Source organism: Bacillus cereus group sp. BfR-BA-01360 (assembly GCF_022663595.1).
GTDB lineage: Bacteria > Bacillota > Bacilli > Bacillales > Bacillaceae_G > Bacillus_A > Bacillus_A cytotoxicus.
In genome coordinates, this window is record NZ_JAKUFV010000017.1 from 39,543 (window position 1) to 66,428 (window position 26,886).

A 26,886-nucleotide genomic window follows, 5' to 3' on the forward strand; every position below is an offset into this window, starting at 1 on the left:
ACTTGTAATAGAGGAAAGGATTGAATGGTATGATTGAAATTTCGAATGTTTCGAAAAGTTATAATGAGAATTCATATGCAGTAAAAGACTTAAACTTAACAGTTTCAGATGGAGAAATTTTTGGTTTTTTAGGTCCAAATGGTGCAGGGAAATCAACAACGATTAAGATGATTACAGGTATTCATACAATTGATAAAGGGACAATTGTAATTAATGGAAAAGATGTGGCACAAGAACCGTTGGAGGCGAAAAAAACTTTCGGTTATGTTCCAGATAGTCCCGATATGTTTTTACGCTTGAAAGGGATTGAATATTTAAATTTCATGGCGGATATGTATGAGGTGCCACATAACGTTCGGCAAGAAAAGATTCAATCGTTAGCAGAAAGATTTGATTTATACAATGCTTTATCTGATCAAATTCAAAGTTATTCGCATGGAATGAGACAAAAAATCATTATTATTGGTGTTCTTCTTCATGATCCAGATGTATGGATTTTGGATGAACCGATGACAGGATTAGATCCTAAATCAGCGTTTACTTTAAAACAAATGATGAGAGAACATGCCGATAAAGGAAAAACAGTATTCTTCTCTACGCATGTATTGGAAGTAGCAGAGAAGTTATGCGACCGCGTTGCGATTATTAATAAGGGGAGCTTACAGTTTCAAGGGAATTTAACAGAAATGAGAGATCATTTTAAATCGAATGAGTCCCTTGAAAAAATGTTCTTGGAGATGACAGGAAATGAATAAAATTTGGACATTAACAAAGGTACTGTTGAAATTAAATTATGCTGACATTATAACAGATAAAAAGAAACGATGGGCGTATGTCTTTTCCTTTGTAGCGCTATTATTTGCGGGATTCATATTTATTGGACCACTTACATATGGGATGTATGTACAAATGAAAGCGTTTGGGCAAGAAACGTTGCTGCTTGGTATGGGATTGGCTGTTGCGAGCATATGGGTATTTGTGATTAGTATTACGAATATTTTAACTGTATTTTATTATAATAATGACGTTGAAACGTTATTACCATTACCTTTACAGCCAGCTCAAATTATTACTGCAAAATTTATTACTGTATTAATTGCACAATATGTAATGGCATCATTTATTTTATTTCCTATTTTCATTGTTTATGGAATACAGAGTGGTGCATTTATTACGTATTATGTATACGTTCTAATCATTTATATCTTTTTCCCAATCATTCCACTTGTACTTGCTTCACTTTTAATGACATTGCTTATGCGATATACAAACGTTGCGAAAAATAAAGATAGAGGTAATATATTCATTGGATTAGTAACCTTATTATTAATTGTAGGCATTAATATATTTATGCAATGGAGAAACAAAAATGTAGCGTCAGAAGATATGGTAGCCAACTATTTTGCTGAGCATCAATCCTCCTTATTGGTTCAAATCACGAATTATTTTCCAACAACATATTTCGGAGCGATGGGATTAATAGAAAATGCATCTTGGCAAGGAATTGTTTATGTATTCCTTTTTGCAGTGATTTCATTTTCCTTTTTCGTGTTGTTTTTCTATGTTGCACAACGTACATATTTAAAAGGAGTTATCGGGCTTTCAACCAGTACGGCAAAAAAAGAACGTATTTCGGCAGAAAATTTTAAAAAATCGACTGTACAAAGTTCACACATAAAAGCATATATAAAAAAAGAGTTCAAAATTTTATTTAGAACTCCACAATTTTTTATCAATTGTATCGTGAACACCTTTGTTCTGCCAATTATGTTTTTCTTTATTATTTTCGTACAAGATGGAAACTTAACGTGGATTTCGAAGTTTGTAAAAAATCCAGAGTGGTCTAGTTTAGCGCTAGGCACTGGTTTTTGTGCTGGGTTATTTTTAATGGGGAGTAATGTTATTGCTACAACTTCTTTTTCTAGAGACGGAAGTTCATGGTATGTGAATCGTTATTTACCAGTAAAAGCATCAGATGTCTTTTTGGCAAAAGTATTTACAGCATGGTTTGTGAATATAACAATATTAGCTGTATTTGGAGTTGTTTTGACGATTTTTGGCGGTATTTCACCACTCTTTACATTATTATGGATATTGCTTAGTGCCAATGGTTTGTGGTTCACAAATATAATTGGTGTACGTTGGGATGCACAAACTGCGGATATACATTGGGACTCAGAGCAAAAATTATTTAAGAATAGATATACAACATTATGGAACTTCCTTGCCAATATTTTAATGGATCTAGTTATTGTAGGTGGAGTTTGCGCATTATTTTTCTATTTTGAAGTTGGTATGTGGGGGATGTTTATCATTCTATTCATTGCATTTACCATTATGAATGGAATTATTACTCGAAGTATACAATTAGGTGCGGAACGTATTTTAGCAAATATTAAGTAAAAAATAAATCCTCTGTATGTATGCAGAGGATTTATTTTTTACTTAATGAAAAGGGAAAGGATTATAAGTGGCAAAAATAGCACTGAAACAAGGACTCATTGCAAATAGCGTGAATGTAGAGCTAATAGATAGAATTCGTTTTATTTCCTTACTTAGTAAGGAAATAGGGTGAGGAATAACAGGAGAAATTATTGATGATGATATATAGTGATTAATAATATAATTATGTAAACAATGGTAGTGTTATGTGATAAAATGAAGCTTTAATCAGCAGAGTGAATAAATTGATTTTTCTGATGTTTATTTATCAAATAAAGAGATTGTCAAAATAGCAGATTTTTTGATAAGTATACGATTGATAATATGACAATATCTTTTTTCTTTTCTTTTAAATGAGTAAAAAATCTACAAATATCAACAAGGAATGCATAGTGCAATTCGATAAAAATATGAAGATAACTGTCGGGAAGAAAGTAGTTCGGACAGAAAGGGATTTGTATGAAGAAATAGAATCGTAAAGGGAGAGGATAAATTAGTAATGTAGGGGGCTTTTTTATGAAAATGAAAAAGATAACAATTGCATCGGTAGCGATTGGCACAATGCTTTCTATGACAGCTTGTAGCGGTACTTCCACAGAAAAAGATCAAGTGAAACAAGAACAAACAAATGTCCAAGAAGATGCGAAAACAGCAAGTGCGGATGCAACGACTACAACGAAAGATACAGAAACAAGCACATCCTCTAATGAAAAGACAGAGAAAGATCAAAAGACTAAGGAAACAAATGTGAGTGATCAAACAACAGGAAAAGAAGCAAGTGTAAAAACAGATGATCAAACGGCGAGTGGAAAAACGACAGAAAAAGAGACAAGTACAAAGTCGGCAGATCAAACGACAAATGGGAAAACAACAAAAGGTACGAAGCAAGGTGTAACTGTCAAAACAAATGTAAAAGAAGTTGTTCAACTTGTTGAAAGTTTGGATAAACATTTAGCAGCAAACCCCAAATTAGATACCGTAAATAAGCTGGGAAAACAAATAAATGAAAAATGGGATGTAGTTGAAAAAGAGTTAGAGGCTTCACATCCAACTGATTATAAAACAATCGGCCAAAGTATATATCCATTAATTGTAGGAGCGGAGAAACAAAAAATAGACATAGCAAAAATGAAATCATTAACAACGAAAACGAAAAAGGACTTGAGTCAATTGTTAACGAAACTTTCATAACGTACCGAATATATAAAAAAAGGAGAAACAACGGGAGTTTCTTCTTTTTTTTCTTTGAAAATATTCACCATAACTATGTTATGTAAACAATATGTAGAATAAAAATAGAAATCAGCAAAGACGAACCTTCGCTGATTGCGGATGATAGATTAATAAATAATTTTTAAATGTTCCATCTGCAATGCATGAGAGGGGAAGTTTTCTTTCTATTCCTTTTTTATATTACAATGGAAGCAATCATAGCATTTCTTACTTGAATGAAATCTTTGCCAGATAGAAAAATTTGTAATCCTCTTTTGCCGGCGCTAATACTAATCACATCCCAATTCAATGCGGATTCATCCACATATAATGGATAATTCTTTTTCACACCTAAAGGTGAAACTCCTCCGCGAATATAGCCTGTCAGTCCTAATATTTCTTTCATGTGGACCATTTCCACTTTTTTATTATGACTTGCCGACGCAAGTGCTTTTAAATTCAGTTCTTTATGGGCAGGAACACATGCCATAAGAACCCCAGTTTTGTCTCCTCTAAGAACTAATGTTTTAAAAACTTGTTCTAGTTGTAAATCAATTTGTTCTGCGACATGCTTAGCGTTTAAGTTTTCTTCATCCCATTCGTACTCGTGGACATCGTACGGGATTTTATGTTGGTCAAGAAGTCGACAAGCATTTGTTTTGTTACTCATATAGTACACTTCCTTATATATAGTTCTATGTATAGTATACAAAATTTTGCAATGTAAGACAGGGGAAATAAAAAAATATAAGAATATGTAACATATCATGTAAAAGAAGAAAGGGAGAAACATATGGAAAACAGCAGGTCTTTGTGATGCCTTTGAAAATGAGGTACAAGTGTGTCAGCTAACTTTTCAATCATATGGAAAAAACAGTTTCATGGAAAAATTGCTACGGTGAAAGTAAAGGATGATAATCTTTTAGTGAAAGAATCATTAAAAACTGTACCAGCAGGGACCGTTCTCATTGTGGATGATAGTGCGTCTACAAATTGTGTATTACTCGGAGGTAATTTGGCGAGTATAGCGGAAAAATGACAATTAGCAGGTATTATTGTATATGGCTATGTTCGTGATTCCAAAGAATTAAAAAATATAAATATTGGTAATTTGGCGTTAGGTACGATGCCGAAAAGAAGTAAAAAAGAAGGAAAGGGAGAGACAGAAGTTCCATTACATTTTGGAGTAATCGATTGGATTCCAAATCAATATGTGTATGCGGATGAAGATGGTGTGGTTGTTTCGGAAAAGCAGCTTTATGAAGGCATGGAATAAAAAGTTTTTCACATAAAAAATAATCTATTAATCTTAGAAAATAAATCTAATAAAACATAGACAAAATCTTATGTCAATAGTAAAATAATACAGAAATTTATTATTTTATGAATATATGGGTGCGTCGTTTACCGATTCCTTAAAATAGAAGAATTTGTAGTAATGGATATTATTACACGTCTTCATGAGCTACATAGTTTTTCTATACAAATAGGAATGCTATATATACGTAGAGAGTATGTAATTGATTTTTCACTTTAAAGTGAGATTGTATGCTCTTGAAGGGGCCTTTTTATGTCAATAGTAAGTAACGGGAGGAATAATTAAGAATGGCAATATTTAAAAAATGGCTGCTGACATCGATAATGTCAGTCGCGCTCGTATTTGTGTCATTTGCAAATACAGTACATATTACGTTTGCGGAAGGAAAAACAGCAACGCTTGCGATTATTGGGGAATCGCAAAGAGGCATTATTCTTTGTCCGAAAGAAGTGTCAATTGAAGATGGGGAAACAGCTTACAGCTTATTACAAAAAGTCATGGGGGATAAAGTAGTAGCTGAAAATTCACAATACGGTATGTTTGTGAAAGGTATCGATGGTTTAATGGGCGGTGCTACAAGTGGCTGGACATATGATGTGAACGATAAGGCAGCAATGGTAGGAGCAGATAGTTATAAATTAACTTCTGGAGACGTTGTCGCATACCGTTTTGTTGTAGATTGGAACAATATGAATCAAGAAACGTTGCAACAAACTGTAGACAAAATAGGAACTTGTAAAACGGGTCAAAATCAGCAAGATGAACAAAAACAAGATAGTCGAGAAAATAAAGGCGTAGAAGGAACAAGTCAAGAAAATACAGGGACAGAAGTAAACGATGAAGCCAACAAACCAAAAGAACCAGAGATAGAACAAAATACAAAAGCAGAAGAGCATCAATATGTAGACAACAATGAAGTAAGGAAAAAAGTAGAAGAGGCCATTTCTAAAACAGCAGAAAGAATGTTACAAGATGGGATTGGTACGGACTGGATGGCCGTTGGACTGTCGCGTTCAGGACAGGCAGTGCCAATGGAAGACAAAATCAATTATGTACAGTCGGTTACGAAAAAAGTTGAGAAACGTTTACATCGTTTTTCGGCAACAGATATTGCGAGAACTGTAATCGGATTGACAGCGATGAATGCAGATCCAACGAACGTAGCGGGGCAAAATTTGATACCGCTTCTTTATCAATCGGATACATTAAATTCTGTTACCGGCTATACATTTGCGTTAATTGCGCTTGATACAAAAAAATATGAAGTGCCAGTAGGAGCGAAATGGAGCCGTGTTGCTTTAGTGCAAGAAATCTTACATGCACAGCATACAGATGGTGGTTGGACATATAATGTGGAAAGTAGTAAGGAAGATGCTAGTAGTATAGATGTAACAGGGATGGTGTTAGCTGCGTTAGCACCTTATCAAAATCAACAAGAAGTAAAAGAAGCTGTTGCGAAGGCAGAACAATATTTATCAAGTAAGCAATTAGAAAACGGTGGATTTGAGGCAGATGGCCAAGAGAATGCTAACAGTGTTGCACAAGCTGTATTAGGTTTATCGGCGATAGGAAGTAATCCAACTGAATCTAAGTTTACGAAAAAGAATGGAAATGCAGTGCAAAATCTTCTTTCTTATCAACTAGAGAATGGTGAATTTAAGTGGTTGCCAAGCGATGCAGAAGGCAACACCATGGCTACTGAACAAGCACTTTTAGCGTTGATTCAGTATAAAGCATTTTTAGATCAGAACGGTTCTATTTATGATTGGTCAAATGATCGAATGGAAGCTGAAATTCCAAATCAACCAATTGTAGAGTCTGAGGTAGAAGCACCGGTAGTTGAACAAGAGATGAGAGAACAAATGCAACAACCGAAAGATGAACCATTACATGTTGCTGTACAAGAAGAAGTAGACCATCATAATGAGAAAACGACACAAACTCGTCAATTACCAAAAACAGGAGCAACAACTGGTGAAGCCGCTATACCGGTCGGAATGGGTGTAATATGTATTGCTTCTGCATACGCTTTATGGAGACGAAAAGCAGCTTAACAAAAATTTAGGAGCAATGATTTGCTCCTAATTTTATTAGGGAAGGTGAAAATAACATGAACATGATGAAATGGTTTTTCACGCTTGTTTTATCATTTAGTTTGCTTGTAGGATGTGGGCAAAACGAAATAAAGTCTAAGCAGCAAGTTGCCTCTAAACAGACGGAACAAAAAGAGGTTGAAAAGCAAGCAGAAAAACAGGATGAACCGAAACAAGAAGAGCAAAAACAACCGGAACAACCGCAATCAAATGAAGAGCAATTAGAAGAGAAAAAACAAGCAGAAGAACAATCAAGTGAGAAACAAAAAGAGCAAAAAGAACAGCCTGAAGTAAAACAAGAAGAGCAAAAAGAACAAACAGTAGCTTCTGAAGAACAACCACTTGAACAACAAAAAGGAAATGAAGAAAAGGCCGAATCAAAACAGCAAGAACAGCCTGAAGCGAACAAAGAGCCGGAAATTGTTCATGAGCCAAAAGAAACGCCAAAGCAGGAACAGTCAGCTCCGCAACCAGTCGTTCCGAAGCATGACCCTAAGACAGATCCACAACAGCAGAAACAACAAGTTACAATTTCTGTGAAAGGGCATGAAGGGTATTTACTAGGTGCAACTAAAGTGGATGTGCAAGAAGGAGACACCGTTTATAAAGTATTGCAACGTACAGGATTAGATGTAGATGCAAGTGGATTTGGAAATAGTATTTATGTAAAAGGTATTAATGATTTATACGAAAAAGATGTAGCGAGTACGAGCGGATGGAAATATCGTGTAAATGGAACTTTTCCAAACCGAAGTGCTGGTGCAGTGACAGTGAAGCCAGGAGATAAAATTGAATGGGTATATGTGTTAAATTAGGAAAGGGCATTGGGTAAAGGGTTATGAAAATTATTTTTTCTTCTTTACATCCTTTTGTAAATTTTATCTATTATATTGGGGTGATGATACTCTGTATGGTGTGTCTTCATCCTCTTTTTTTAATGAGCGCCATTATTTTGCTACTCATTTTGAACATCATGCAAGGCAATGGTGAAAAAATAAGAAAAATGCTGCCAAGTACGCTTCTTTTTTTTCTGCTCATTATTGCGCTGAATGCTTTATTCACGCATAGAGGAGCGACGACATTATTTCGTTTAGGGGATAATCGCATTACATTTGAAGCGTGTATGTATGGCATTGTCATGGGATTATCTTTAAGTGCCATTATGTTTACATTTACTTCTTACAATGATACGATTTCAAGTCATAAATTTTTATATTTATTTTCGAGAATTTCTCCGAAAGTTGCACTTTTAACGATGATTACAGTCCGCTTTGTTCCGTTGTTTATAAGAAGGCTGCGACAAATCACTCTCGTTCAAAAAACAAAAGGTGTACAACTGGATTCAGGTTCACTTACAGAGCGACTGAAAAACGGAATGAAGCTTTTGCAAGTATTGCTTGTTTGCTCGCTAGAAGAGGCGCTGCAAACAGCAGATTCTATGCAGGCGCGAGGGTTTGGGATTACAAAGCGAAGTACATATATTCGATATCGAATGGCTAAGCAAGATTGGTTTGTAGTCATCTATTTTATAATTGTATTACTTGTTTGCTGTTTATTTAGCTTTTATGGGGCTGGTAAACTGCTTATTTATCCGAGAGTAGAAACGATTCTGTTTCAGCAATATGATGGTATACAATTTGTTTTATTTATTTTGTTTATTAGTTTACCTATTATGATGGAGGGGAGGGAATGGATATGGTGGCGCATGCAGAAATGAAGAATGTATCGTTTATATATGCTGATGAAGACGTAGAAGCTTTAGCAGACGTTTCTTTATCTGTTACACATGGTGAATTTATTGTATTAGCAGGCGAATCAGGATGCGGAAAGACAACGCTTTTAAAACATTTCAAAAAAGAATTACTCCCGATTGGAAAACGAAGAGGCGATATTTTTTATGAGGGAGTTCATTTGCAGGAAATACCAGATATATTATCGGCACAAGAGGTTGGCATGGTATTCCAAAATCCTGAAAATCAACTTGTTATGGATACAGTTATACAAGAAATGGCTTTTTCTTTAGAAAATATTGGACTTCCATCTCATATGATTCAAAAAAGAATTGCAGAGCTCATTAGCTTTTTAGGCTTTCAAGACTTGCTACATCAATCTGTTCATACTTTATCTGGAGGGCAAAAGCAACTTGTAAATTTAGCAGCTGTTCTAGTTTTGCAACCTAAATTATTATTGTTGGATGAGCCGACAGCACAGTTAGATCCCATTGCCGCAAAAGATTTCTTAAGTCTTTTAAAGCGGATTAACGAAGAACTTGGGATTACGATTGTGATGAGTGAACATCGTTTAGATGAAGTCATTCCTCTTGCATCAAGACTTATATGTATGGAAAATGGGCGTATTAAGTATGACGGGAAACCAGCAGCTGTTGTAGCGAATATGTGGCAACATGAAAAGATGCATCCCTTTATTCCGCAAATTCCAAGATTATTTTTAGAATGGAATGTAGGGAGTATTCCTTTTACAGTGCGTGAGGCTCAGTCGCATCTTCGCTCTGGAATGGTGATAGAAAAGCAGAGTAAAAAGCAAGCGAAACAAGAAGATATTATATTAGAAGCAGATCATATATCGTTTCAATATGAAAAACATAGTCCGTTTGTTTTACAAGATTTAACGCTATGTATTGAAAGAGGAAAATGGATCGCACTTGTCGGAAAAAATGGTACGGGAAAATCGACATTGTTAACTGTTTTAGCAGGCTTACAAAAAGTAAGAAGAGGAAAAGTACGCTGGAATGGAGAAGCGATTCATAAACTTCATTCGAAGGAAAGGTTTCAACAAATTGGATATGTATCGCAACATCCATACTATCATTTTTCCTGTGATACAGTGAGGGAAGAAATATTTGAGCGAGCCCGTGAATTGTATGGAGCAGAAGCAAATGTAGTGACAGAAAATATGCTAGATCGGTTTTGGCTTCGTTCTATTTGTGAACGTTATCCACATGATTGTAGCGGTGGAGAACAACAACTCCTTGCATTATGTATCGCGCTATTATCAAAGCCTAGTTTATTATTATTAGATGAGCCGACAAAAGGGTTAGATCCAGCAAAAAAAGAAAAATTAGGCCGGTTGTTTCAAGCTTTACAAAGAGAAGGAACAACGATCGTCATGGCAACACACGATATTGAATTTGCTGCAAAATATGTGGATCAGTGTATGATGTTATTTGATGGAAAGGTAATGATAAATGATGCACCAAAAGAATTTTTTAGCGGTAACTTCTTTTATACAACAGCGATTAACCGTTTTATTCGGAAAAGGTTGCCTTATGCATTAACGTGGGAGGATGTGTACGAAGCGTGTCCAAACGATACTTTACTTTTATAGTCTGTTTTTTTCTAGTCATTGTCAGTACACTTCTTTTTACATCGCTTATCATGAGCAAACATTATATATTGTCTAGCTTTTTATTGCTCTTTTTGGCGATGTTGCCATTTTATATACGTTTTGAAAAGCGCGCGTTTGTTTCACGTGAAATTGTGATGGTAGCTGTTTTAGCGGCTATAGCGGCTGTTAGTCGTGTCCCATTTTCTATTATACCGAGTGTGCAACCAACTTCATTTGTTATCATTGTATCGGCGGTTGTGTTTGGAAGCGAAGCAGGATTTATGATTGGTGCAACAGCAGCGATTGTATCTAATATTTTTTTAGGACAAGGTCCTTGGACACCATGGCAAATGTTTTCGTGGGGAATGATCGGGTTTATAGCTGGCTGTTTTCGTAACACATGGATGATGAAAAAGTTGCTTGGAAGAGTGATTTTCGGCTTTTTAGCAGGCTTTTTCTTTGGCTGGATTATGAATGCCTGGGGACTTCTTGGTTTTATACAAGATGTGACGTGGAAATCGCTTCTTTCATATTATGCGACAAGTTTTTATTTTGATATAAGTCATGCCATTTCAAATGTGATCTTTCTTATGTTATTTAGCTCTGCATGGATTAAGATTTTAATGAGATTTAAAAAGAAATATGGCATTTTGAATACGAATAGTTAGTGAATATGTGAAACCATTACAGCATACTCATATAGAGTAGGGTCGCGACTTACATATTCGTTTGCCTCTTTCATACTTCTTACGAAGGTAAGAAGTATTTTTTTTATCCACAAAAGTGTCAAGAAATTGATTGAATATATTCTAATTTTTGTATGGGATTTTTATATAATAGTGAATGAGAAAAGTTTTCAAAGAGGAGATGAAAAAACATATGAAGCTTGTAATTCCAAAGCAGCATGGTGCATGGGGAATGCTGCTTATTCCATTTTTACTTAGCATATTACTTGGTAATCCTACTATATATCATATTCCCTTATTTCTTGCTTGGTTATTTATATATTTGGCAACCTATCCATTTCTTATGTATATGAAGCAGAGACGAAAAAAGGAGTTTCTATATGCCGCTTTATTATATTTTATGATTGCGGGCATATTTGGGATAATATCATTATTATATGAATGGAAAATTGTTATGTTTATTGGTATCCTTATTCCTCTTTTTATAGTGAATATATATTTTGCTCATCAAAAAAAGGAACGTGCATTAACGAATGATATTTGTGCTATAATCATTTTTTGTATCGGTAGTCTAATTGGTTATTATTTTTCAATGAAAACTGTTGACACGATTGCATTATGGATAGCGGCTGTATCCTTTCTTTATTTTTTAGGAAGTACGTTTTATGTGAAGACAATGATACGGGAAAAACATAATTTGTTATATCGCAATCTATCTTGGGGATATCATATTATGTTACCAATTCTATTATGTATTTGGAGTCCGCTTTTTTCTCTTCTATTCCTTCCGAGTTTAATTCGAGCCATTTTATTATATGGTAAGAAAATTTCTATTTTAAAAGTAGGGATTTTAGAGATTTTCAATTCAGTCTATTTTTTCATAGTAGCGCTACTAGTGTTACCGTATACAATGTAAAGAAGGGTTCGATTTTTGATATGGATGAGCAGTAACACTTCTACTTTGAAAATTCGTGAGAACTAAGAGAGTTGGACAAGATTATACGTAAAATCCAGCACCGATTACGGTTTATTTCTATTTTTGTTCTAAAAGGTAAACAGTATCATCACATCTTTGCAAAGAATAAAAGGAATCTAGAACATATCTGCGCGCATGTTTCGCCATTATCAAGTCCTGCTTTTTGCGTATACTTGTAGTATGGGATATTTATAAAAAACATAAGCATGTTTATGATTTGACATTTATAAGAGAAGTGGGTATCATTGGAGATAAAGTGAATATTTTCTTATCCAGAGAGGTGGAGGGACTGGCCCAAAGAAACCCAGCAACCGCGATGCAGGTGCTAATTCCAGCAGAACATATTTGTTCTGAAAGATAAGATGAAGAGATGAAACGTAACTTCTTCTTATCGAAGAGGTTTTTTTATTATAAAAAACCATTCAATCATAAGAGAATAAGAAGAAAGGGGCTGCAAATATACGGTGAAACTTGAAAAGTACGTAAAACTGCGTAATGCAGTATATGAATATATGATGGAACAGGATAAAGCGATATCATTGGCAGATATTCAAGACTATATCGAATCGAATCATGAGGGGAAATTTACAAAAAAAATGTTACACCAATTTTATTTATCAAGACTATTAGATGAGTTAAAACTAGATGGGAAAATTACTTTAGCCAATGATGAATGCCATCATAGTGAAAAAGGTGTTTATTATAAGGCGCGAAAAGGGAGCTAGCCTCTCTTTTTTATCCTGCTATTTGAGGGCTCATAATCAGTGGGGATGAAGGAACCCCCACTGATTAAAATTTCACTTTATGCTATTAATTATTCAAAAATTATGACGATATGTAGAGTAAAAGACTGCGAAAGCAGCCTGATACAAGGGAATGGTGTTGAGTGTGTAGTATTAAAAGTTGAATATGCCTTGAAAGAGGCCATTCATTCGGCTAAACATGAAAAGAGACACCTTTGCCGATTAGGTGTCAGTTGTGTTGTCTTATAGGCTTGCTACTTGACATGTAATAGAATACCACATGATATAAAATGAAGTCAAAAGGGAATTTAAGGAAGGAAGGACAGTTCTATGTACGCTTTTTTAATAAACGAGATGAAAAAATGGATTCCTAAGCACATTATTAATAGAGGGTGTGAATATTATGAAGAGGGATATGTAGAAGATGTAGAAGTACATAATGATAAAGTATTTGCACTTGTAAGAGGGAACTACGGAGATTATGAGGTAGTGATTCATCTTGAAGACTTTATAAGCAGTAGTTGTGAGTGTCCTTATGAAAACTATTGTAAGCATATGGCAGCAGTTGTATATGAAATTCAAAGTATTGGAGAAGAGGTGATGAGAGAAAAGCTACAAACATTAGAGAAAGAAGAATTGATAAAAGTTATACAAAGACTATTAAAGAACTCTAAAAATGTAAAGATTGTAGAAAATATATTACAGAAAGAGAATTTTTAATTTTACTTTGGGGATGTAAGGGAAGTGAGTAACGATGAGTGAAGTGGAAAGAATTATGGAATGTTGTGAGCGGCAAGATGATGTATTTCGCACATATATAATGTGTTTGCTCCAACTGAAACAGTATCGCGAGCATTCTCAAAACGTATATCAGGAATTAAGGACCGATTATTTAGCAAGAGGAATTTGTGAGCGGGAGGTTGATCAGCTTATAAAAGAAAGTGAAACATTTCGAGCGTATTATCTCCCAAAAGTACTCTGTTGGGATTTTTTAAGTGAAAATCCGGCATATATAGAAAGTGCTTTAACCAATGTGTTGAAATATGAACCGTTACAACTATCTATTGTGCAATGGAGAAGAGTGATTGCTTGTGTAGAAAATGAAGTATCATATGAGTGATTAATGTCTATTGCACTTCACCATATAATGTATTTTGGATATGGTTTATCTTAACAATTTCAACTTTTTATCTAGCTCGTGTATTAAGAAAAATAGAAATGAAAGAAGAAAAGCTAGTATAAAAACTAGCTTTTTGGTATGATCATTTAAATGAAAAGTAAGCATAAACCGATGATGGCTCCTGCGTAGAGTAAATGAATCACACAAAATCCCATCATATCGCGAGCACCTAATCCTGCAATTGCTAAAGCTGGTAATGCCCAAAATGGCTGGATTAAATTTGTCCAAGCGTCTCCCCAAGCGATGGCCATCGCCGTTTTCGCAGCGGGAACACCGAGCTCTGCACCAGCTGGAATCATAATCGGAGCTTGTACGGCCCACTGCCCCCCTCCGGATGGAACGAAGATATTGACAATTCCTGCACTTAAAAATGTGAATAATGGGAAGGTTGTTTCGTTAGAGATTTGAATAAAGAAATTTGAAATAGCTCCGCCAAGTGAAAGTCCTTCGCTATTTGCACCCATCATCATTCCCATAATGCCAGCATAAAACGGGAACTGTAATAAAATGCCGGAAGCGCTTTTTGTTGATTCGGAAAAGGCACGAATATATTGAATAGGTGTACGATGAAAAATAAGGCCGGCGATTAATAATATAAAAATCACGATATCGAGCGTGAGATTAAAGCCTTTTGTACTAAAGTAATGGATCATATAAATGATTCCTAAAAGACCGATACAAATCGTAATCCAAATACTGTTTTCCATTTTCTCAGCAAAAGTACGAACTTCTGTTTCTTGAGCGGCTGCTTCTTCATGAAATACATTTGGATCAACAGTAACAGTATGATTCGCATCTGGATGCATTGCTCTATTGATAAGTGGCATTGTAATAAAAAAGACAATGATAGGAACAAGAGCATATGGTGAAAATAATGTTTCGGTAATGGGAATTGCTTCTTTTAGGCTACCAGCCGTTGTTTTTATTAACGTCTCCCCTCCGGACGCTAATGTTAGTGGAATAGAGGCAGAAAGTCCAGCATGCCAGATGAGAAATCCAGAGTAAGAGGAAGCGATTGCAAGACGATAGTCTAATTCTTTTATATGCTTGGCAACTTCTTTAGCATATAAAACGGAGACAACAATGCCAAACCCCCAATTTATGTAGGCTCCTAACAAACTAACGATAGAGATAGCGATAATACCTTGCCCGCTTGTTCTTGGTAACTGAGCCGCTTTCATCAAACCTTTTCGAATTAGCGGGGCATTTGCTAAAGCGGAGCCGGTAACAAGTACAAGGGCCATTTGCATCGCGAAGGATAATAGCCCCCAAATGCCATCACCCCAATGAGCAATCATTTGAATGAGGGATTGCTCTGTAGCAAACATGCCAAAGAAAATGACAAAAACAGTTAACAAACAGGATAAAATAAACGGTTCTGGTAAAAAGCGTTGCACAAGAGCGACGCAGCCATTTGTAAAAGAGCGAAACAAGTTCATCAACCTCCTTCATATTTTTTGTAACTATTCGCTACATGGAGTACAATAACCTTTATTAAACTGAAAATTCAGATATTTAAAAAGAAAAGCTCTCACTCATGTGAAAGCTTTTCTAAATGTTTAGCGATATCTACATACATATCGGAATATGTTGTATGTACATCACTGCTTGGGGCAGCATTAGATGAAAAATGGACAATGACCATATTTGTTTTTGGATCGATATAAAGGCGTTGCCCATAGCTTCCAAGCACCTCGAAGGCACCATGTTCGTTATGAGGAATCCACCATTGATTATGATACGAAATGGATGTCCCTTGCTCAATTGCTAATTCACCTTTACGTACGCTTTTGATATTTTCTGAAATAGAAGAGGAGAGAACTTGCATACCATGATATTGTCCATTATGTAACAACAATTCCCCAAACTTTGCCATATCTCTTGCCGTTGCATTTAAACCAGCACTTGCTTGTTCAATTCCAGTTTCATCGGTAACATAATAAGCATTTTGCTCCATACCAATTTTTGACCAAATACGTTCACTTACATTTTCAGCTAAAGTCTTGCCAGTGATTGTTCGTATAATCCATGCGAGTGTTTCAGTAGATCCATTATTATAAGAAAAAGTAGTTCCGGGCGGGGCAGTCTCTTTTGCCTCGCGTAACATATCATAAATATTCATCGGACCATCATAATTTGAGTGGCGCGGCAGCATATTGCTAGCTAAATACAATTGTGCATCTTGGTTTTCTAGCCCGGGCTGTCTGAATCCATGCGTAGGATATTCAACAGACACTTGCATGTCCATTAACTGCTGAATTGTCGCTTTTCCAAATGGGGTGCCTTGCAATTCTTTCACATATGTTTCGGCAGTCTGGTTTGCATCGATGCGCTTTTCTTCAATAAAAGATTGGATGAGTGCACCGGTAAATACTTTCGCTAAAGATGCCATTCCGTGTGGGGTATTTGGATTGTATCCATTGAAATAGCGTTCGTAAACAAGCTTTCCATTATGTACAACGACAAATGCATCGGTTTTATTTTCATCTAATAATTTTTTTAAAGGAATATCTCGCCCAATTTCTTGTTTTATAGAGAAACGATCTAAATTTTGTAGTGCGATAGGGAAGTGCGTAACGTTGTTTGGGTCATTATGTACTTCATGAATAAGGGCCAATTCTTTCATATTTGTATAGGACCAACGTAAGTATGGGTCTTGTAACCAATTTTCTTTTGTTACCGTATCTTTAGAAGGCGTTATTTTGTTGTGTTTAAAAAAAGCAAATCCAAGTCCTGTTATGATAAATAACAGTGTGAGAATAAGCAATAAGAGGGGAGATTTTTTTACATTCATGGATGTACCTCCTTATCATTTCTATTATAAGTATACGCTTGTTATTTGTGAAATACAAAATAAGGAAAGTAAACAGAGAAGTTTACTTTCCTTATGAATGTTAAGCAGACATTTGTCCGTCTGTACGTTGTCTTTTGAATTTCTGTTTTCTACCATGTAAAACGTAATAAATAAGCAATGTAAAGGCAACGACAATCGCAGCGATGAAATACATATTATGATAACTTGATCTTGCAGCTATAATACCTAAAACGGAAGAACCAATCCCAATACCGCTGTCAAAGAATGAAAAATACGTAGCTGTTGCAGAACCGCGGCGATGATTTGGAGCAGATGAAACGGCGATGGTTTGGAAACTTGGAATCAGTGTTCCGTACCCTAAACCGATTAATATGCCTGCACCAAGGAACCAAAATGATGTTTGTGCTTGACTTAAGATAAACATTCCAACTGTGAAAATAATAATAGAAGGATACACAAGCATATTCTCACCAAAACGGTCAAACATCTTTCCAGTAAATGGACGAGATAGTACAACAACAAGTGCGTATAAAATAAAGAAGTAACTTGCCATTTCTTCTAAACCAAGCTCTTTGGCGTAAATGGGAATAAAGGATAAAATACCACTATATGAAAATGCTAGAATAAAACCTGTTAGAGCAATCGGAATCGATGATGGTTCGATGAGATCTTTCCATTTCATTTTTTCGTGATCTTGTTTCTTTACTGGTTGTTCATGTGGAATCTTTACGAGTAAACCAAGTAAAAATGCAAATAATGAAAATATAGAGCTAATCATAAATAAAACAGTAAATGAGAAGTGCGCAATAATTGTTAAACCTAAAAAAGGACCGATTACCATCGGCAGGCTCATAAATACACCGAAATAGGCAAGTGCTTCACCACGACGATGCGGTGGTGCAACATCTGTTACGATCGTACCTGTTGCTGTCGTTGCCATCCCGAATCCAATTCCATGTAGAAAGCGAAGGGCAAGCAATAAAAAGAAACTTTGTACACCAAAGTACATAACGGTAGCGGCTAAAAATAGAGAAAGAGAAATAAATAATATTTTCTTTCTTCCTAAATCATCAAGCCATTTTCCTGTAAAGGGGCGACATAGTACAGAAGAAATCAGGAAAACGGTTGCGACTAAACCGATTTCTTCTGGTTTTCCTTTCAGACCATCAATGACATAGACCGGTAAAGTGGTCATAAGCATGTAAAATGTTAAAAAGATAAATAGACTACTGAAACAAGTTCCAAGGAAGTCCTTCGTCCAAAGTCTTTTACTCTGCATAATCATCCCTCCAATTTTAATGATTTAGATTTTGAATAATCGTTTGTAATACTTGAAATGTTCGTTGCATCTCTTCTTTACTAATATTCTGCAGTGCTTTTTCTTCGAAAGCAGCAACTTCTTGTTGCCATACTGGAATCATCTCCAGTGCAGTTTCTGATAAGGAAATAAGCTTTTCTCGGCGATCTTTTCCCTCCGTTCGAATAATCCAGCCCATAGATTCCATACGTGTTAATGTACGAGTCATTGTTGGAGATTCAACATTTAAGTATTGACACAGTTCCCTTTGTGTGCAAGGGCCTGTTTGATGAATACGGAAAATGACAGCCCACTGCGCACTAAATAAACCTGTAGATGATACACGTTCATTAAATTTCTTCGTAAACTTACGAGATGTTTGACTGACAACATGAAAAAAGTGCTGTTTTTCGTCCATTTATTTAATCCTTTCAAATTAGTTACCTAGCTAACTATATACTTTTTTGTCAAAATTGTCTAGTGATGGACATGTTGTTTTATGTAAAATTTTTGTATAGATTTTATATTGAGAACATATATTCTACATGTTATTCTAAGTTTAAGTTGGAATTTTCTTTCTATTAAAAATGAATGGGGGAACTTGTGATGCCTAAGTCTGCAACAATGGAGTTTGTCTCGTTACCCAATGGGGAAACAATCGCATACCAAGATGTCGGAAGGCAAAATAAAGAAATACTTGTACTCATTCACGGAAATATGACATCCTCGCAGCATTGGGATTTAGTTATAGAACAATTGCAGAATCAATATCATATTTATGCGATTGATTTAAGGGGATTCGGACAATCCACATATCATAGACCAATTGATTCTTTACGAGATTTTGCAGATGATGTGAAGTTATGGATTAATGAACTACAATTAAAAGAGTTTTCATTGATGGGTTGGTCGATGGGAGGAGGAGTTGCAATGGAATTTGTACCTTCCCATAAAGAGCTGGTTAAGAACCTTATTTTAGTAGAATCTGTTGGCATGAAAGGATATCCAATCTTTAAAAAAGATGTGAATGGGCAACCAATCGTATCTACATTATTAAAAACGAAAGAAGAAATCGCGCAAGACCCTGTTCAAATTGTGCCTGTTTTAGAGGCAATAAAAAAGATGAACAAGCTCTACTACCGAACGTTATGGAATATGTTAATTTATACACATAATCAACCAGATCCAGAGCGCTATGACAAATATTTAGATGATATGTTAACGCAGCGTAATTTCGTTGATGTTAACTATGCTTTAATTACGTTTAATATTTCAGATGAGCATAATGGAGTAGTACCAGGAAATGGGCATATTCATCATGTACAGGTACCAACGCTTGTCTTGCAAGGGGATCGAGATTATGTTGTTCCGCAAGTGGTGGGAGAAGAATTGGCGAAACATCTTCCTCATGCAAAGTTAACGATATTAAAAGATTGTGGGCATTCCCCATTCATTGATTGCTTAGATGAATATATTCAGCACGTAACAAATTGGTTAAATGGTAAATAAGTTCTTCCAGAAGATACAAATGATACATATACTGTAGTATTTGTATCAAAGGAGGAATAAAAATATGATCCCGTTTAGAATGCATGAACCTTCTCTTATATTTCAATCTCCTTATGATGGGCATTCGTATAAAAAAGTGCTGATTCATCCGACGTATATGCAAGTGGTTGAACCACCGTTCTTCCCATATTTGTCAAGTTACGTTCCTTCATTTGTTCCAGCATATCCTGTTCTATACGGTTCGGTAGTATATACAAGTCCTTTTTATAAACATTTTCCTCATATTATAAAGGCAAAAGTGTGGGATGGGTAAGAAGTGAGAAGAGACATCTTCTTGCTTCTTTTTTCTTGTTCGATTTGTACACGTTGTTGTGAAAACAGTTTATAATAAGCTTTGGTGAGTATGAAAAGGGGGAGGGAAGAGAATGTCAATGCGCTTTACATTTTGGATTATGGTGGGGATTGTTGCAATTTCTGGTTTGTCACAAGGGATGTTATTGCCAGCTATCGCAATGATTTTTGAACAAGAGGGAATTCGTTCTAGTTTTAATGGCCTTCATGCAACCGCATTATATATCGGAATTTTATTTATTTCACCATGGCTTGAAAAACCAATGCAACGATTTGGAATGAAACCGGTGATTGTAATAGGTGGATTTCTCGTTATTATTTCATTATTCTTTTTTACCCAAATATTTTCATTTTGGGCCTGGTTTATTCTTCGTTTTTTCGTTGGGGTAGGAGATCATATGCTTCATGTTGGAACGCAAACATGGATTACGACAACTGCGGATCGAAATAAAATCGGAAAACAAGTGTCTATATATGGAGTCTTTTTCGGGATTGGATTTGCAGTAGGTCCGTATTTAGCTAGCACTGTCCAATATGGACTCGCAACGCCATTTATTGTATCAACAATTCTTTGTTTAATCGGGTGGTTACTATTGCTTCCGACAAAAAATGCATTTCCAATACAAGAAGAAAATGGAAAGGATGGTGGGACATCTTTCTCACGTTATAAACAAGTCATTCTTTTCGCATGGATTGCATTAATAGGCCCATTAGCATACGGCGTGTTAGAAGCCATGCTAAATAGCAACTTACCAGTATATGCACTTCGAAAAGGATGGTCTGTATCCGATGTATCGTTCTTATTACCTGCATTTGCAGTCGGAGGGATTATTACACAAATACCACTTGGTATATTAAGTGATAAATATGGAAGAGATCGAATTTTAACGTGGACCTTCAGTGTGAGTACAATCATTTTCTTAATTGCGGCTCTATTTGATGAGTATTATTGGATTGTATTTGGGTGTATGCTTCTAGTTGGGATGGTAATTGGCTCGTGTTTCTCATTAGGGCTTGGATTTATGACGGATTTATTACCGAGACATTTGCTGCCCGCTGGGAATATATTATCGGGAATTTCCTTTAGTATAGGAAGTATTTTAGGACCTGTATTAGGAGGCGTATTTATTGAAAGAATACAGTATACAAGCTTTTTTATAGCCGTTATGCTGATAATGGCAGTCATTGCACTTTTATATATCGCATATATGAAAAATCAATTTGCATCAAGAAAAATAGAAAGTAGGTTAGGACATGACAAAACAACCTAAAAAGAAGAAATTTGAAGTACAAGAAAATGAAACAATTACAGACTGTTTAGCGCGTATGGAACAAGAAGGATATGCGCCATCACGCCGCATGGAAGAACCGATCTTTCATGAAGTAAAGAAAGATGGGAAAATAGTTGTAGAACCATGCGGAAGAAGAATTGTATTTGAGGGAAAGTTGAAATAAAGAGAAGGATTGTGGAAGTGTATAAAACTTTACAAGTCCAGTTTTTTTTCGAAGTGAGAGATCACTTCGATTTTTTTCGTTATCACCTCATTTATAAGGATGACTCTTGCATTCCATTTAGCAGAACGGAACACAATACAAGCATTCTATTTTAATAGATGGTGAAATAGCTATTATTTTTTGATAGAATATCCATATGAAATTACTTATATAAGAAAAATTTCGAAAATAATTACAAGATGGACTATATGTAAAATATCGAAAAGACAATCATTTTATAAAGGAGGAAAAACATGGGGGAGCATTTGATAGATTCCATTGGTAACTTTCTTCATATTTCATATACAGATAGTGAAAGAAAGCGGGATAATTACGATAAACTACATGGATATTTAAAAGCGAAAGAAAGTAAACTGAGAACTTTAATCGAGGAAGCGGAATCAGCAAAGCGTAGTTACGAGGAAAGCAGTCATGGATTGCCACAAGATAAAATTCCTGCCCGTGAATTTGAAGCGGCTCGGCACAAGAAAGATTCGGAATTAACCGAGATGGTCAACTATTTTCGTCAAATGCTAGGAGACGTTACGTCTGCTAAAAATAAAGCGTATTACAAGTGGGAGGAATATAAAGCAAAAGCAGATGCGGAAAATAAAGCTGAAGCTGAAGCAGCGGCTAATGCGCTGAAAAATTTAATCGGAAAATAAGCGAAGATAAAGAAGTATGGAGTACGATGGGGGGATAGAAATGTACAGTAAAGAAATTGAAATTTATGGAAGTGAAGCGTTAAATGCTCTTTCTTATGCTGAGCAAATTGAACAAGGAGTAAAAGATTCACTCCAGCAAGCAAGGGAATTACAAGCATACGTCATAAGTTCACATTGGAATGGAAAAACACGTAATGCTTTTTTAAGCTATTTAGAATTATTAATTCAATTTAATACAAAAATGGCAGAAGCACTTGAAGGACATACGAAAGCATTAAAAGAGCTTGATGAACACATTCAATCCTTTACAAATCATCCTGAAGTTAAAGAGATAAAGAAACTGTAAAATAGAACTGGGGGAATGAGGGAATGGTACATACAATTGAAAGTTTTACCCCTGGTGAACTTTATGTATTAGCTGGCGCCGCTGGCATTACATATTTATTTGGTTTACCAGAGCGCGAAAAACTTACTTTAGCAGATCCAGATTGTGTAACAAAAGCGACAGAAAAGTTGAAAGCGAAGAGATTCATTACAGAGGAGAATGGTCTCACACCAGCGGCCTTCCAACTCATTGAATTATTAAAAGCGTATCAAGAAAGTAACGAGTACACGCGGTTTAATAACCTTTTAATCGGATTTCTGCCGCAAGATCAAGATAGAGTAGCCGTATTGACGGAACGAAAACAAAATGAGGAATACGAAATTGATTACATAGCGAAGCGCGATGTCTATTTCTCGTTATTACAACGTGTCCCATTTTTAATGCGAGAACCGAGAGAAATAGAGCATACTTTTTTAACGAATAAAATGACAGAAGAAAAGCAGCGGTTCTTTGAAGAAATGGATTTGTCCAAAAAAGATGTATTGGCTGTTGAAACATTTTCTCGTCCGCGGGATTGGCGACTAGGCAACAAGGGAAAATGGGAATGCTTCTTGTACTTTACAGAGGGAGAAAATTTCATTCAAATTGATATCGAACGTAAGCAGTATGAGTGGGCGAGTCTATATGCTGTGAACAAGAAGTTATACGACAGCTTGAAAATGCCGTATAAAAAGTTAATTGATCCAAGACAATTCTCATTAGGAGGAATGCGTTAATGGAAGTATCTATGGGTGGTGGAAGTACAGGAGGAGCAGGTGGTAATTCAGAAGTATTAGTAAATTTTTCTGAAATGGTTACAATCGCGATGCGCCTTGAAACAATTTATAATTTGTATGCGAATGGTGTACAGCAAAGTATTAATAAACTAGCACAGTCCTATTTCTATCAAAAAGGCGAGGCAACAAAAGTTACCGATCATTATAAAGACATATTAGAAAAAACCATGGAATTGGCGGATAACTATAAACAAGCTGCAATGGTTGTGAACTATACACTTGAAGAAATGATAAAAAAAGACGAGGAATTACAAAAAATATTAGAAGTTCTTGAATAATCTGGATACGGAAGTAGGGGATGGAAAAGAGATGGATGTGCATTATAGGTCAAAGCATTGGCAACAAATGAAAGATGGGATCAATGAGATTACAAAAGATGCAATCACGAACTTACGGCAAGCAGATGAACTTGTAGAGGATATACAAGAGAGAATACAAGACTTAGATTCAGATAGATGTATTGATTTCTATCATAGAAAACAAGAAAAGAAAATAAATACATTACTTGAGGATTATACAACACTGCAAAACTATTGTGATAAAGCAGGACAGATTGTATATGAACATATAGATGAACCGTTCTATAAAAAGATGGATGAATTTGCTCAAACAATGAGAGACATATCCATTCGAGACTTTCAAACAAAAAATCGAATGGGTGCCACAACGACAACAACATTACCAAGTAGCCATGCATACGGGGTTCCGCAAACCATTACGACAAAAAAAGAAAAAATAACAGTAGATGATATTTTCAAAGATTCACTGGCCTTTGATCACGTACTTCGCGCGCAGTATAAAGAAGTCAAAAAGCAAAATCCAGATGCGAAACTAAACTACAAAGAATATCGTCAACTAGTCCCATCTATGCGAGGATTCGAGTATACCTCTATAGAAGACGAACAGAAAAAATTAGAAGCATGGCGTGATGTAGCAATCAGCGGAGCACTGATCATCACGACAATCTTCTGTCCACCGCTCGGAATCGCAGCGTCAGTTGTCTACGGTGGTCTCCAAGTAAAAAGTGCCATCGAAGGGGAGGATTGGGGAACGCGCCGAAAACTAAGCAAAGAAGAACAAGTAGAAGCTGGCTTCTTCGGAGCACTTGACCTCATCCCAGGACTCGGTTCAGCAGCAAAAGCATTCAAAGGAACACTCGACCTTGGATCCCTGGCAAAACTCACAAAATGGAAAGAGGGAATCGCTGACTTCCATCCAAATATGGGGAAAAATGTGGTACAATCGTTAAAGGAGAATGAGACATTAAAGAGTGCATTACATACATGGAAAAAAACGAAGGTCCCCGTAGCAATCAGGTCAGCAGACACTGGAATGGGAATAAAAATTCCTCATATAGAACATGCAACTGTTGGAGAAATAGCAGAAAACTTGGCAAGAGTGCGAGCAACCGCTAAAGAGGATGCTTATCAACTTGCGAAGGGGAATGGTGGTTCGGGAGTTAAGGGTACGGGTAATAGTAAGCATTTAAATGATTTACCTAAAATAAAAGAAATTGAAGTGAACTTTAATAGAAATGTAAAACATGATTCAGAAGAGTTTGCAAGACAATTAAAAGACCAAGAAAAAGGTATGAATGAGCTTACAGTTGATGAGTATTTAAAAAATCGTGAAAGATACATAGCGCAGGGAAGAGCTATTGAAGGTAATGCTGCTCAACAAGCTGCTAGAGAAGAAGCTTATGTACAAAAGGTAAATGAACTACAAAGAGAAGGGTTAACGTTATCCAATGCCAAGAAAAAAGCCAAGGAATGGCTAGATACTCAAGCTGCACTTCACAACCCTGACCAGATAGCAGGTGGAAAGGCAGAAATAATAGGAGGTATGGGAGATAAAAGGATTAATTCTTCTATAGGTAGTCAATGGCGGTATAGAATTGATATTGTTGATGAACAAATTAAGGAATTAGCCAGAAACATGAAACCAGAACAACTAAAAAGTACTTATTTGAATGTAAAATTAACACATTAAAGGAGGAGTTTAGATGGAACAATATTTAAAAGATTTTAAGTTGCATAATAAAGTTCCGAGTGAAATTATTGAAAAGTATAAACATGTAGTACCTAATGAAATAATAAATTTATGGAGTAATTATGGATTTGGTACATTTATGCAAGGGTATTTTAAAAGTGTAAATCCAGAGGAATTTAAAGAGATTTTGGAGGAGAGTAGTCAAAGATATAAGGATTCAATAGTATTGTTTGCTACGGGTATGGGAGACTTGGTTATTTGGTCAGATGGATATGTTAGATTACTTAATTACAGGTATGGTATAGTAAAGACCATTATGTTTACATTTGAATTTTTCTTTCAAAATATTGCTGATTTAGAATTTAGAGATGAAGATTTATCTTGGCAGCCTTATCCCGAAGCGCTTAAACAATATAATGAGTTAGATTACGAGGAGTGTTTTGGTTATACACCTCTATTAGGTTTAGGTGGAGCAGAAAAAGTAGAGAACTTAAAAAAGGTCAAATTAAAGGAACATATTCTTATTATTACTAGTTTTATGGGACCAGTACAATAATAGAATAAGTAGATATTTTATTACTAGGTAAAGAGATATAGGATCCGTTCAAATGACTTAGACTTACTACTTAATTTATATTTTACAAGCGAATATGATAACGAAACACATTAACACATATATAAATCAATGAAAAACAAAGTTTATGTGAAGTGGATAGAAAAAATAATAGAGTGTTTGAAAATAGATACTCCATGATGGTTCTACCATCATAGAGTATTATGTGCAATGATAGAATAGAAAACGAAGTACGAGCTTAGGTGAGATGACATTTTACTGGATGATGAATATAAACACATGGAATGGACAAAAAACTAGCGAACTCGTACAAACTCGTAAGTTTTAACGTAGTAGTTGTCATGATATACAAAAGGTGTCATACTGTTACTACAAAACTTACAAATTTATGCTACTTAAAAACATATGAACTTAAAGCACTTGATTGTCAATTAAAGGCAACAAGTGCTTTTTTGTTTTTTAGGATAGAAATGAGTAGACACATTATAATTTTATAAGTGTGCTAAGTATTAAATTTTTATAGATTGTAATGGCTATGAACAGGGTATGACGATAGTAGAGGAAAAAATAAAGGATTGTGTTATGTTTTGAAGTCATCGTAAAGTACGTTTTAACGGATGGACGTTATGCACACGTTATCCGCAAAAAACAGGTAAACGTTACATAGATTGTAATTACTGTAACGGGAGAGGACTCAATATGGAAGAGAAAGTAGTGGGTTATGTACGAGTTTCAACAGAAGGACAAGTACGTGACGGATACAGCTTAGCGTATCAAGTAGAAGAAATCGAACGTTACTGTATGGAAAACAACTTACAATTGCTTCATGTATATGAAGATAGAGGACTAAGTGGCGCAACTGTTGATGAAAATGGATTAACAGTTGAACGTGAAGGCTTACAAGAACTATTGTCAGATATGGCATATAACAAGTGAAGCACGTGATTGTACTCAATACATCTCGGTTATGGCGCTCTGATAGGGCAAAAGTGGTTAAGAGAAGTAGAGTGGGTTCGCTCTATGCCCATTAATCTAA

General features: G+C 35.6%; 27 protein-coding genes, 2 pseudogenes and 1 riboswitch. Of the genes and pseudogenes, 24 read left to right on the plus strand and 5 right to left on the minus strand.

Annotated elements, in window-relative coordinates:
* Positions 1-29: 29 nt before the first annotated feature.
* From MR056_RS15370 to MR056_RS15380, 3 genes are all read left to right on the plus strand, one after another.
* On the plus strand, positions 30-755 hold the full coding sequence (locus tag MR056_RS15370; protein ID WP_087098914.1) for an ABC transporter ATP-binding protein: 726 nt from the start codon (positions 30-32) through the stop codon (positions 753-755).
* Positions 748-2,403 carry a putative ABC transporter permease subunit gene (locus MR056_RS15375; RefSeq protein ID WP_012094577.1) on the plus strand — a complete coding sequence of 552 codons (1,656 nt, stop codon included), beginning with the start codon at positions 748-750 and terminating at the stop codon, positions 2,401-2,403. The genes MR056_RS15370 and MR056_RS15375 overlap by 8 nt, the downstream gene beginning before the upstream one ends.
* 555 nt (positions 2,404-2,958) lie before the next feature.
* Complete coding sequence (locus MR056_RS15380) at positions 2,959-3,633, plus strand: hypothetical protein (RefSeq protein WP_048724415.1); 675 nt, start codon at positions 2,959-2,961, stop codon at positions 3,631-3,633.
* Positions 3,634-3,850: 217 nt separating this feature from the next.
* On the opposite strand, the gene ybaK is transcribed toward MR056_RS15380, so the two are convergent.
* A complete protein-coding gene (ybaK, locus tag MR056_RS15385) occupies positions 3,851-4,324 on the minus strand; it encodes a Cys-tRNA(Pro) deacylase (protein ID WP_048724414.1) in 474 nt (157 codons plus the stop codon).
* A 121-nt stretch (positions 4,325-4,445) separates the two neighbouring features.
* On the opposite strand from ybaK, the pseudogene rraA reads away from it, so the two are divergent.
* The 10 genes and pseudogenes from rraA (at position 4,446) to MR056_RS15435 (ending at position 13,935) form a co-directional block, all read left to right on the plus strand.
* A pseudogene (gene rraA / locus MR056_RS15390) lies at positions 4,446-4,930 on the plus strand (ribonuclease E activity regulator RraA).
* Between the two features lie 329 nt (positions 4,931-5,259).
* Entirely contained in the window at positions 5,260-7,026 is a 1,767-nt protein-coding gene (locus MR056_RS15395) for a DUF4430 domain-containing protein (protein ID WP_048724413.1), read from the plus strand.
* Between the two features lie 56 nt (positions 7,027-7,082).
* A complete protein-coding gene (locus MR056_RS15400; protein WP_048724412.1) occupies positions 7,083-7,880 on the plus strand; it encodes a DUF4430 domain-containing protein in 798 nt (265 codons plus the stop codon).
* Between the two features lie 23 nt (positions 7,881-7,903).
* Positions 7,904-8,782: an energy-coupling factor transporter transmembrane component T gene (locus tag MR056_RS15405; RefSeq protein WP_041809811.1), complete on the plus strand. Its 879-nt coding sequence runs from the start codon at positions 7,904-7,906 to the stop codon at positions 8,780-8,782.
* Positions 8,755-10,410, plus strand: coding sequence for an ABC transporter ATP-binding protein (locus MR056_RS15410; protein ID WP_140388428.1), 1,656 nt, complete (start codon positions 8,755-8,757; stop codon positions 10,408-10,410). Before MR056_RS15405 ends, MR056_RS15410 begins: the two co-directional genes overlap by 28 nt.
* On the plus strand, positions 10,383-11,078 hold the full coding sequence (locus tag MR056_RS15415; protein WP_012094570.1) for an ECF transporter S component: 696 nt from the start codon (positions 10,383-10,385) through the stop codon (positions 11,076-11,078). The genes MR056_RS15410 and MR056_RS15415 overlap by 28 nt, the downstream gene beginning before the upstream one ends.
* 211 nt (positions 11,079-11,289) lie before the next feature.
* The gene (locus tag MR056_RS15420) at positions 11,290-12,012 is read left to right on the plus strand and encodes a YwiC-like family protein (protein WP_087098883.1); all 723 of its coding nucleotides are present in this window, start codon (positions 11,290-11,292) and stop codon (positions 12,010-12,012) included.
* Positions 12,013-12,337: 325 nt separating this feature from the next.
* Positions 12,338-12,436, plus strand: a riboswitch (SAM riboswitch).
* 100 nt (positions 12,437-12,536) lie between these two features.
* Positions 12,537-12,797: a hypothetical protein gene (locus MR056_RS15425; RefSeq protein WP_012094568.1), complete on the plus strand. Its 261-nt coding sequence runs from the start codon at positions 12,537-12,539 to the stop codon at positions 12,795-12,797.
* Positions 12,798-13,145: 348 nt separating this feature from the next.
* Positions 13,146-13,535 (plus strand): SWIM zinc finger family protein, encoded by a 390-nt coding sequence (locus MR056_RS15430; RefSeq protein ID WP_012094567.1) that lies wholly within the window; start codon positions 13,146-13,148, stop codon positions 13,533-13,535.
* A gap of 34 nt (positions 13,536-13,569) precedes the next feature.
* Entirely contained in the window at positions 13,570-13,935 is a 366-nt protein-coding gene (locus MR056_RS15435; protein WP_087098881.1) for a group-specific protein, read from the plus strand.
* A 146-nt stretch (positions 13,936-14,081) separates the two neighbouring features.
* Here the strand turns inward: MR056_RS15435 and MR056_RS15440 are convergent, their stop codons facing one another.
* The 4 genes from MR056_RS15440 to MR056_RS15455 form a co-directional block, all read right to left on the minus strand.
* Positions 14,082-15,428: a short-chain fatty acid transporter gene (locus tag MR056_RS15440; protein ID WP_087098879.1), complete on the minus strand. Its 1,347-nt coding sequence runs from the start codon at positions 15,426-15,428 to the stop codon at positions 14,082-14,084.
* Between the two features lie 98 nt (positions 15,429-15,526).
* Complete coding sequence (locus MR056_RS15445; RefSeq protein ID WP_048724402.1) at positions 15,527-16,789, minus strand: serine hydrolase domain-containing protein; 1,263 nt, start codon at positions 16,787-16,789, stop codon at positions 15,527-15,529.
* Between the two features lie 100 nt (positions 16,790-16,889).
* The gene (locus tag MR056_RS15450) at positions 16,890-18,089 is read right to left on the minus strand and encodes an MFS transporter (RefSeq protein ID WP_012094563.1); all 1,200 of its coding nucleotides are present in this window, start codon (positions 18,087-18,089) and stop codon (positions 16,890-16,892) included.
* Positions 18,090-18,105: 16 nt separating this feature from the next.
* Positions 18,106-18,525 carry a MarR family winged helix-turn-helix transcriptional regulator gene (locus MR056_RS15455; protein ID WP_087095056.1) on the minus strand — a complete coding sequence of 140 codons (420 nt, stop codon included), beginning with the start codon at positions 18,523-18,525 and terminating at the stop codon, positions 18,106-18,108.
* Positions 18,526-18,698: 173 nt separating this feature from the next.
* Between MR056_RS15455 and phaZ the strand changes: the two genes are divergently transcribed.
* From phaZ to MR056_RS15510, 11 genes and pseudogenes are all read left to right on the plus strand, one after another.
* Positions 18,699-19,616 (plus strand): intracellular short-chain-length polyhydroxyalkanoate depolymerase, encoded by a 918-nt coding sequence (gene phaZ / locus MR056_RS15460; protein ID WP_242136583.1) that lies wholly within the window; start codon positions 18,699-18,701, stop codon positions 19,614-19,616.
* Between the two features lie 64 nt (positions 19,617-19,680).
* Positions 19,681-19,929 carry a hypothetical protein gene (locus MR056_RS15465; protein ID WP_048724398.1) on the plus strand — a complete coding sequence of 83 codons (249 nt, stop codon included), beginning with the start codon at positions 19,681-19,683 and terminating at the stop codon, positions 19,927-19,929.
* Between the two features lie 112 nt (positions 19,930-20,041).
* A complete protein-coding gene (locus MR056_RS15470) occupies positions 20,042-21,238 on the plus strand; it encodes an MFS transporter (protein WP_012094559.1) in 1,197 nt (398 codons plus the stop codon).
* Positions 21,222-21,422 carry an NETI motif-containing protein gene (locus tag MR056_RS15475; RefSeq protein WP_012094558.1) on the plus strand — a complete coding sequence of 67 codons (201 nt, stop codon included), beginning with the start codon at positions 21,222-21,224 and terminating at the stop codon, positions 21,420-21,422. The genes MR056_RS15470 and MR056_RS15475 overlap by 17 nt, the downstream gene beginning before the upstream one ends.
* 293 nt (positions 21,423-21,715) lie before the next feature.
* On the plus strand, positions 21,716-22,126 hold the full coding sequence (locus MR056_RS15480; protein ID WP_012094557.1) for a hypothetical protein: 411 nt from the start codon (positions 21,716-21,718) through the stop codon (positions 22,124-22,126).
* 40 nt (positions 22,127-22,166) lie between these two features.
* Positions 22,167-22,472 carry a WXG100 family type VII secretion target gene (locus MR056_RS15485; RefSeq protein ID WP_012094556.1) on the plus strand — a complete coding sequence of 102 codons (306 nt, stop codon included), beginning with the start codon at positions 22,167-22,169 and terminating at the stop codon, positions 22,470-22,472.
* A gap of 23 nt (positions 22,473-22,495) precedes the next feature.
* Positions 22,496-23,227: a DUF5081 family protein gene (locus tag MR056_RS15490; RefSeq protein ID WP_087098877.1), complete on the plus strand. Its 732-nt coding sequence runs from the start codon at positions 22,496-22,498 to the stop codon at positions 23,225-23,227.
* Positions 23,227-23,565, plus strand: coding sequence for a hypothetical protein (locus MR056_RS15495; RefSeq protein WP_087098875.1), 339 nt, complete (start codon positions 23,227-23,229; stop codon positions 23,563-23,565). Before MR056_RS15490 ends, MR056_RS15495 begins: the two co-directional genes overlap by 1 nt.
* Before the next feature lie 31 nt (positions 23,566-23,596).
* Positions 23,597-25,276 carry a polymorphic toxin type 15 domain-containing protein gene (locus tag MR056_RS15500; RefSeq protein WP_242136584.1) on the plus strand — a complete coding sequence of 560 codons (1,680 nt, stop codon included), beginning with the start codon at positions 23,597-23,599 and terminating at the stop codon, positions 25,274-25,276.
* Positions 25,277-25,289: 13 nt separating this feature from the next.
* A complete protein-coding gene (locus tag MR056_RS15505) occupies positions 25,290-25,832 on the plus strand; it encodes a T6SS immunity protein Tdi1 domain-containing protein (RefSeq protein ID WP_002148296.1) in 543 nt (180 codons plus the stop codon).
* 717 nt (positions 25,833-26,549) lie between these two features.
* Positions 26,550-26,845, plus strand: a pseudogene (locus MR056_RS15510) (recombinase family protein); the annotation flags it as partial.
* Between the last annotated feature and the right edge of the window lie 41 nt (positions 26,846-26,886).

Excerpts from the sequence above, each read along its gene's own strand:
- MR056_RS15420 (WP_087098883.1), top strand. The coding sequence starts at position 11,290 with ATGAAGCTTGTAATTCCAAAGCAGCATGGTGCATGGGGAATGCTGCTT.
- MR056_RS15435 (WP_087098881.1), top strand. The coding sequence starts at position 13,570 with ATGAGTGAAGTGGAAAGAATTATGGAATGTTGTGAGCGGCAAGATGAT.
- MR056_RS15475 (WP_012094558.1), top strand. The coding sequence starts at position 21,222 with ATGACAAAACAACCTAAAAAGAAGAAATTTGAAGTACAAGAAAATGAA.
- MR056_RS15445 (WP_048724402.1), bottom strand. The coding sequence starts at position 16,789 with ATGAATGTAAAAAAATCTCCCCTCTTATTGCTTATTCTCACACTGTTA.
- MR056_RS15450 (WP_012094563.1), bottom strand. The coding sequence starts at position 18,089 with ATGCAGAGTAAAAGACTTTGGACGAAGGACTTCCTTGGAACTTGTTTC.
- MR056_RS15485 (WP_012094556.1), top strand. The coding sequence starts at position 22,167 with ATGTACAGTAAAGAAATTGAAATTTATGGAAGTGAAGCGTTAAATGCT.
- MR056_RS15430 (WP_012094567.1), top strand. The coding sequence starts at position 13,146 with ATGTACGCTTTTTTAATAAACGAGATGAAAAAATGGATTCCTAAGCAC.
- MR056_RS15405 (WP_041809811.1), top strand. The coding sequence starts at position 7,904 with ATGAAAATTATTTTTTCTTCTTTACATCCTTTTGTAAATTTTATCTAT.
- MR056_RS15480 (WP_012094557.1), top strand. The coding sequence starts at position 21,716 with ATGGGGGAGCATTTGATAGATTCCATTGGTAACTTTCTTCATATTTCA.
- MR056_RS15490 (WP_087098877.1), top strand. The coding sequence starts at position 22,496 with ATGGTACATACAATTGAAAGTTTTACCCCTGGTGAACTTTATGTATTA.
- phaZ (WP_242136583.1), top strand. The coding sequence starts at position 18,699 with ATGGGGGAACTTGTGATGCCTAAGTCTGCAACAATGGAGTTTGTCTCG.
- MR056_RS15375 (WP_012094577.1), top strand. The coding sequence starts at position 748 with ATGAATAAAATTTGGACATTAACAAAGGTACTGTTGAAATTAAATTAT.
- MR056_RS15470 (WP_012094559.1), top strand. The coding sequence starts at position 20,042 with ATGTCAATGCGCTTTACATTTTGGATTATGGTGGGGATTGTTGCAATT.
- ybaK (WP_048724414.1), bottom strand. The coding sequence starts at position 4,324 with ATGAGTAACAAAACAAATGCTTGTCGACTTCTTGACCAACATAAAATC.
- MR056_RS15370 (WP_087098914.1), top strand. The coding sequence starts at position 30 with ATGATTGAAATTTCGAATGTTTCGAAAAGTTATAATGAGAATTCATAT.
- MR056_RS15465 (WP_048724398.1), top strand. The coding sequence starts at position 19,681 with ATGATCCCGTTTAGAATGCATGAACCTTCTCTTATATTTCAATCTCCT.
- MR056_RS15495 (WP_087098875.1), top strand. The coding sequence starts at position 23,227 with ATGGAAGTATCTATGGGTGGTGGAAGTACAGGAGGAGCAGGTGGTAAT.
- MR056_RS15380 (WP_048724415.1), top strand. The coding sequence starts at position 2,959 with ATGAAAATGAAAAAGATAACAATTGCATCGGTAGCGATTGGCACAATG.
- MR056_RS15410 (WP_140388428.1), top strand. The coding sequence starts at position 8,755 with ATGGATATGGTGGCGCATGCAGAAATGAAGAATGTATCGTTTATATAT.
- MR056_RS15400 (WP_048724412.1), top strand. The coding sequence starts at position 7,083 with ATGAACATGATGAAATGGTTTTTCACGCTTGTTTTATCATTTAGTTTG.
- MR056_RS15455 (WP_087095056.1), bottom strand. The coding sequence starts at position 18,525 with ATGGACGAAAAACAGCACTTTTTTCATGTTGTCAGTCAAACATCTCGT.
- MR056_RS15500 (WP_242136584.1), top strand. The coding sequence starts at position 23,597 with ATGGATGTGCATTATAGGTCAAAGCATTGGCAACAAATGAAAGATGGG.
- MR056_RS15395 (WP_048724413.1), top strand. The coding sequence starts at position 5,260 with ATGGCAATATTTAAAAAATGGCTGCTGACATCGATAATGTCAGTCGCG.
- MR056_RS15505 (WP_002148296.1), top strand. The coding sequence starts at position 25,290 with ATGGAACAATATTTAAAAGATTTTAAGTTGCATAATAAAGTTCCGAGT.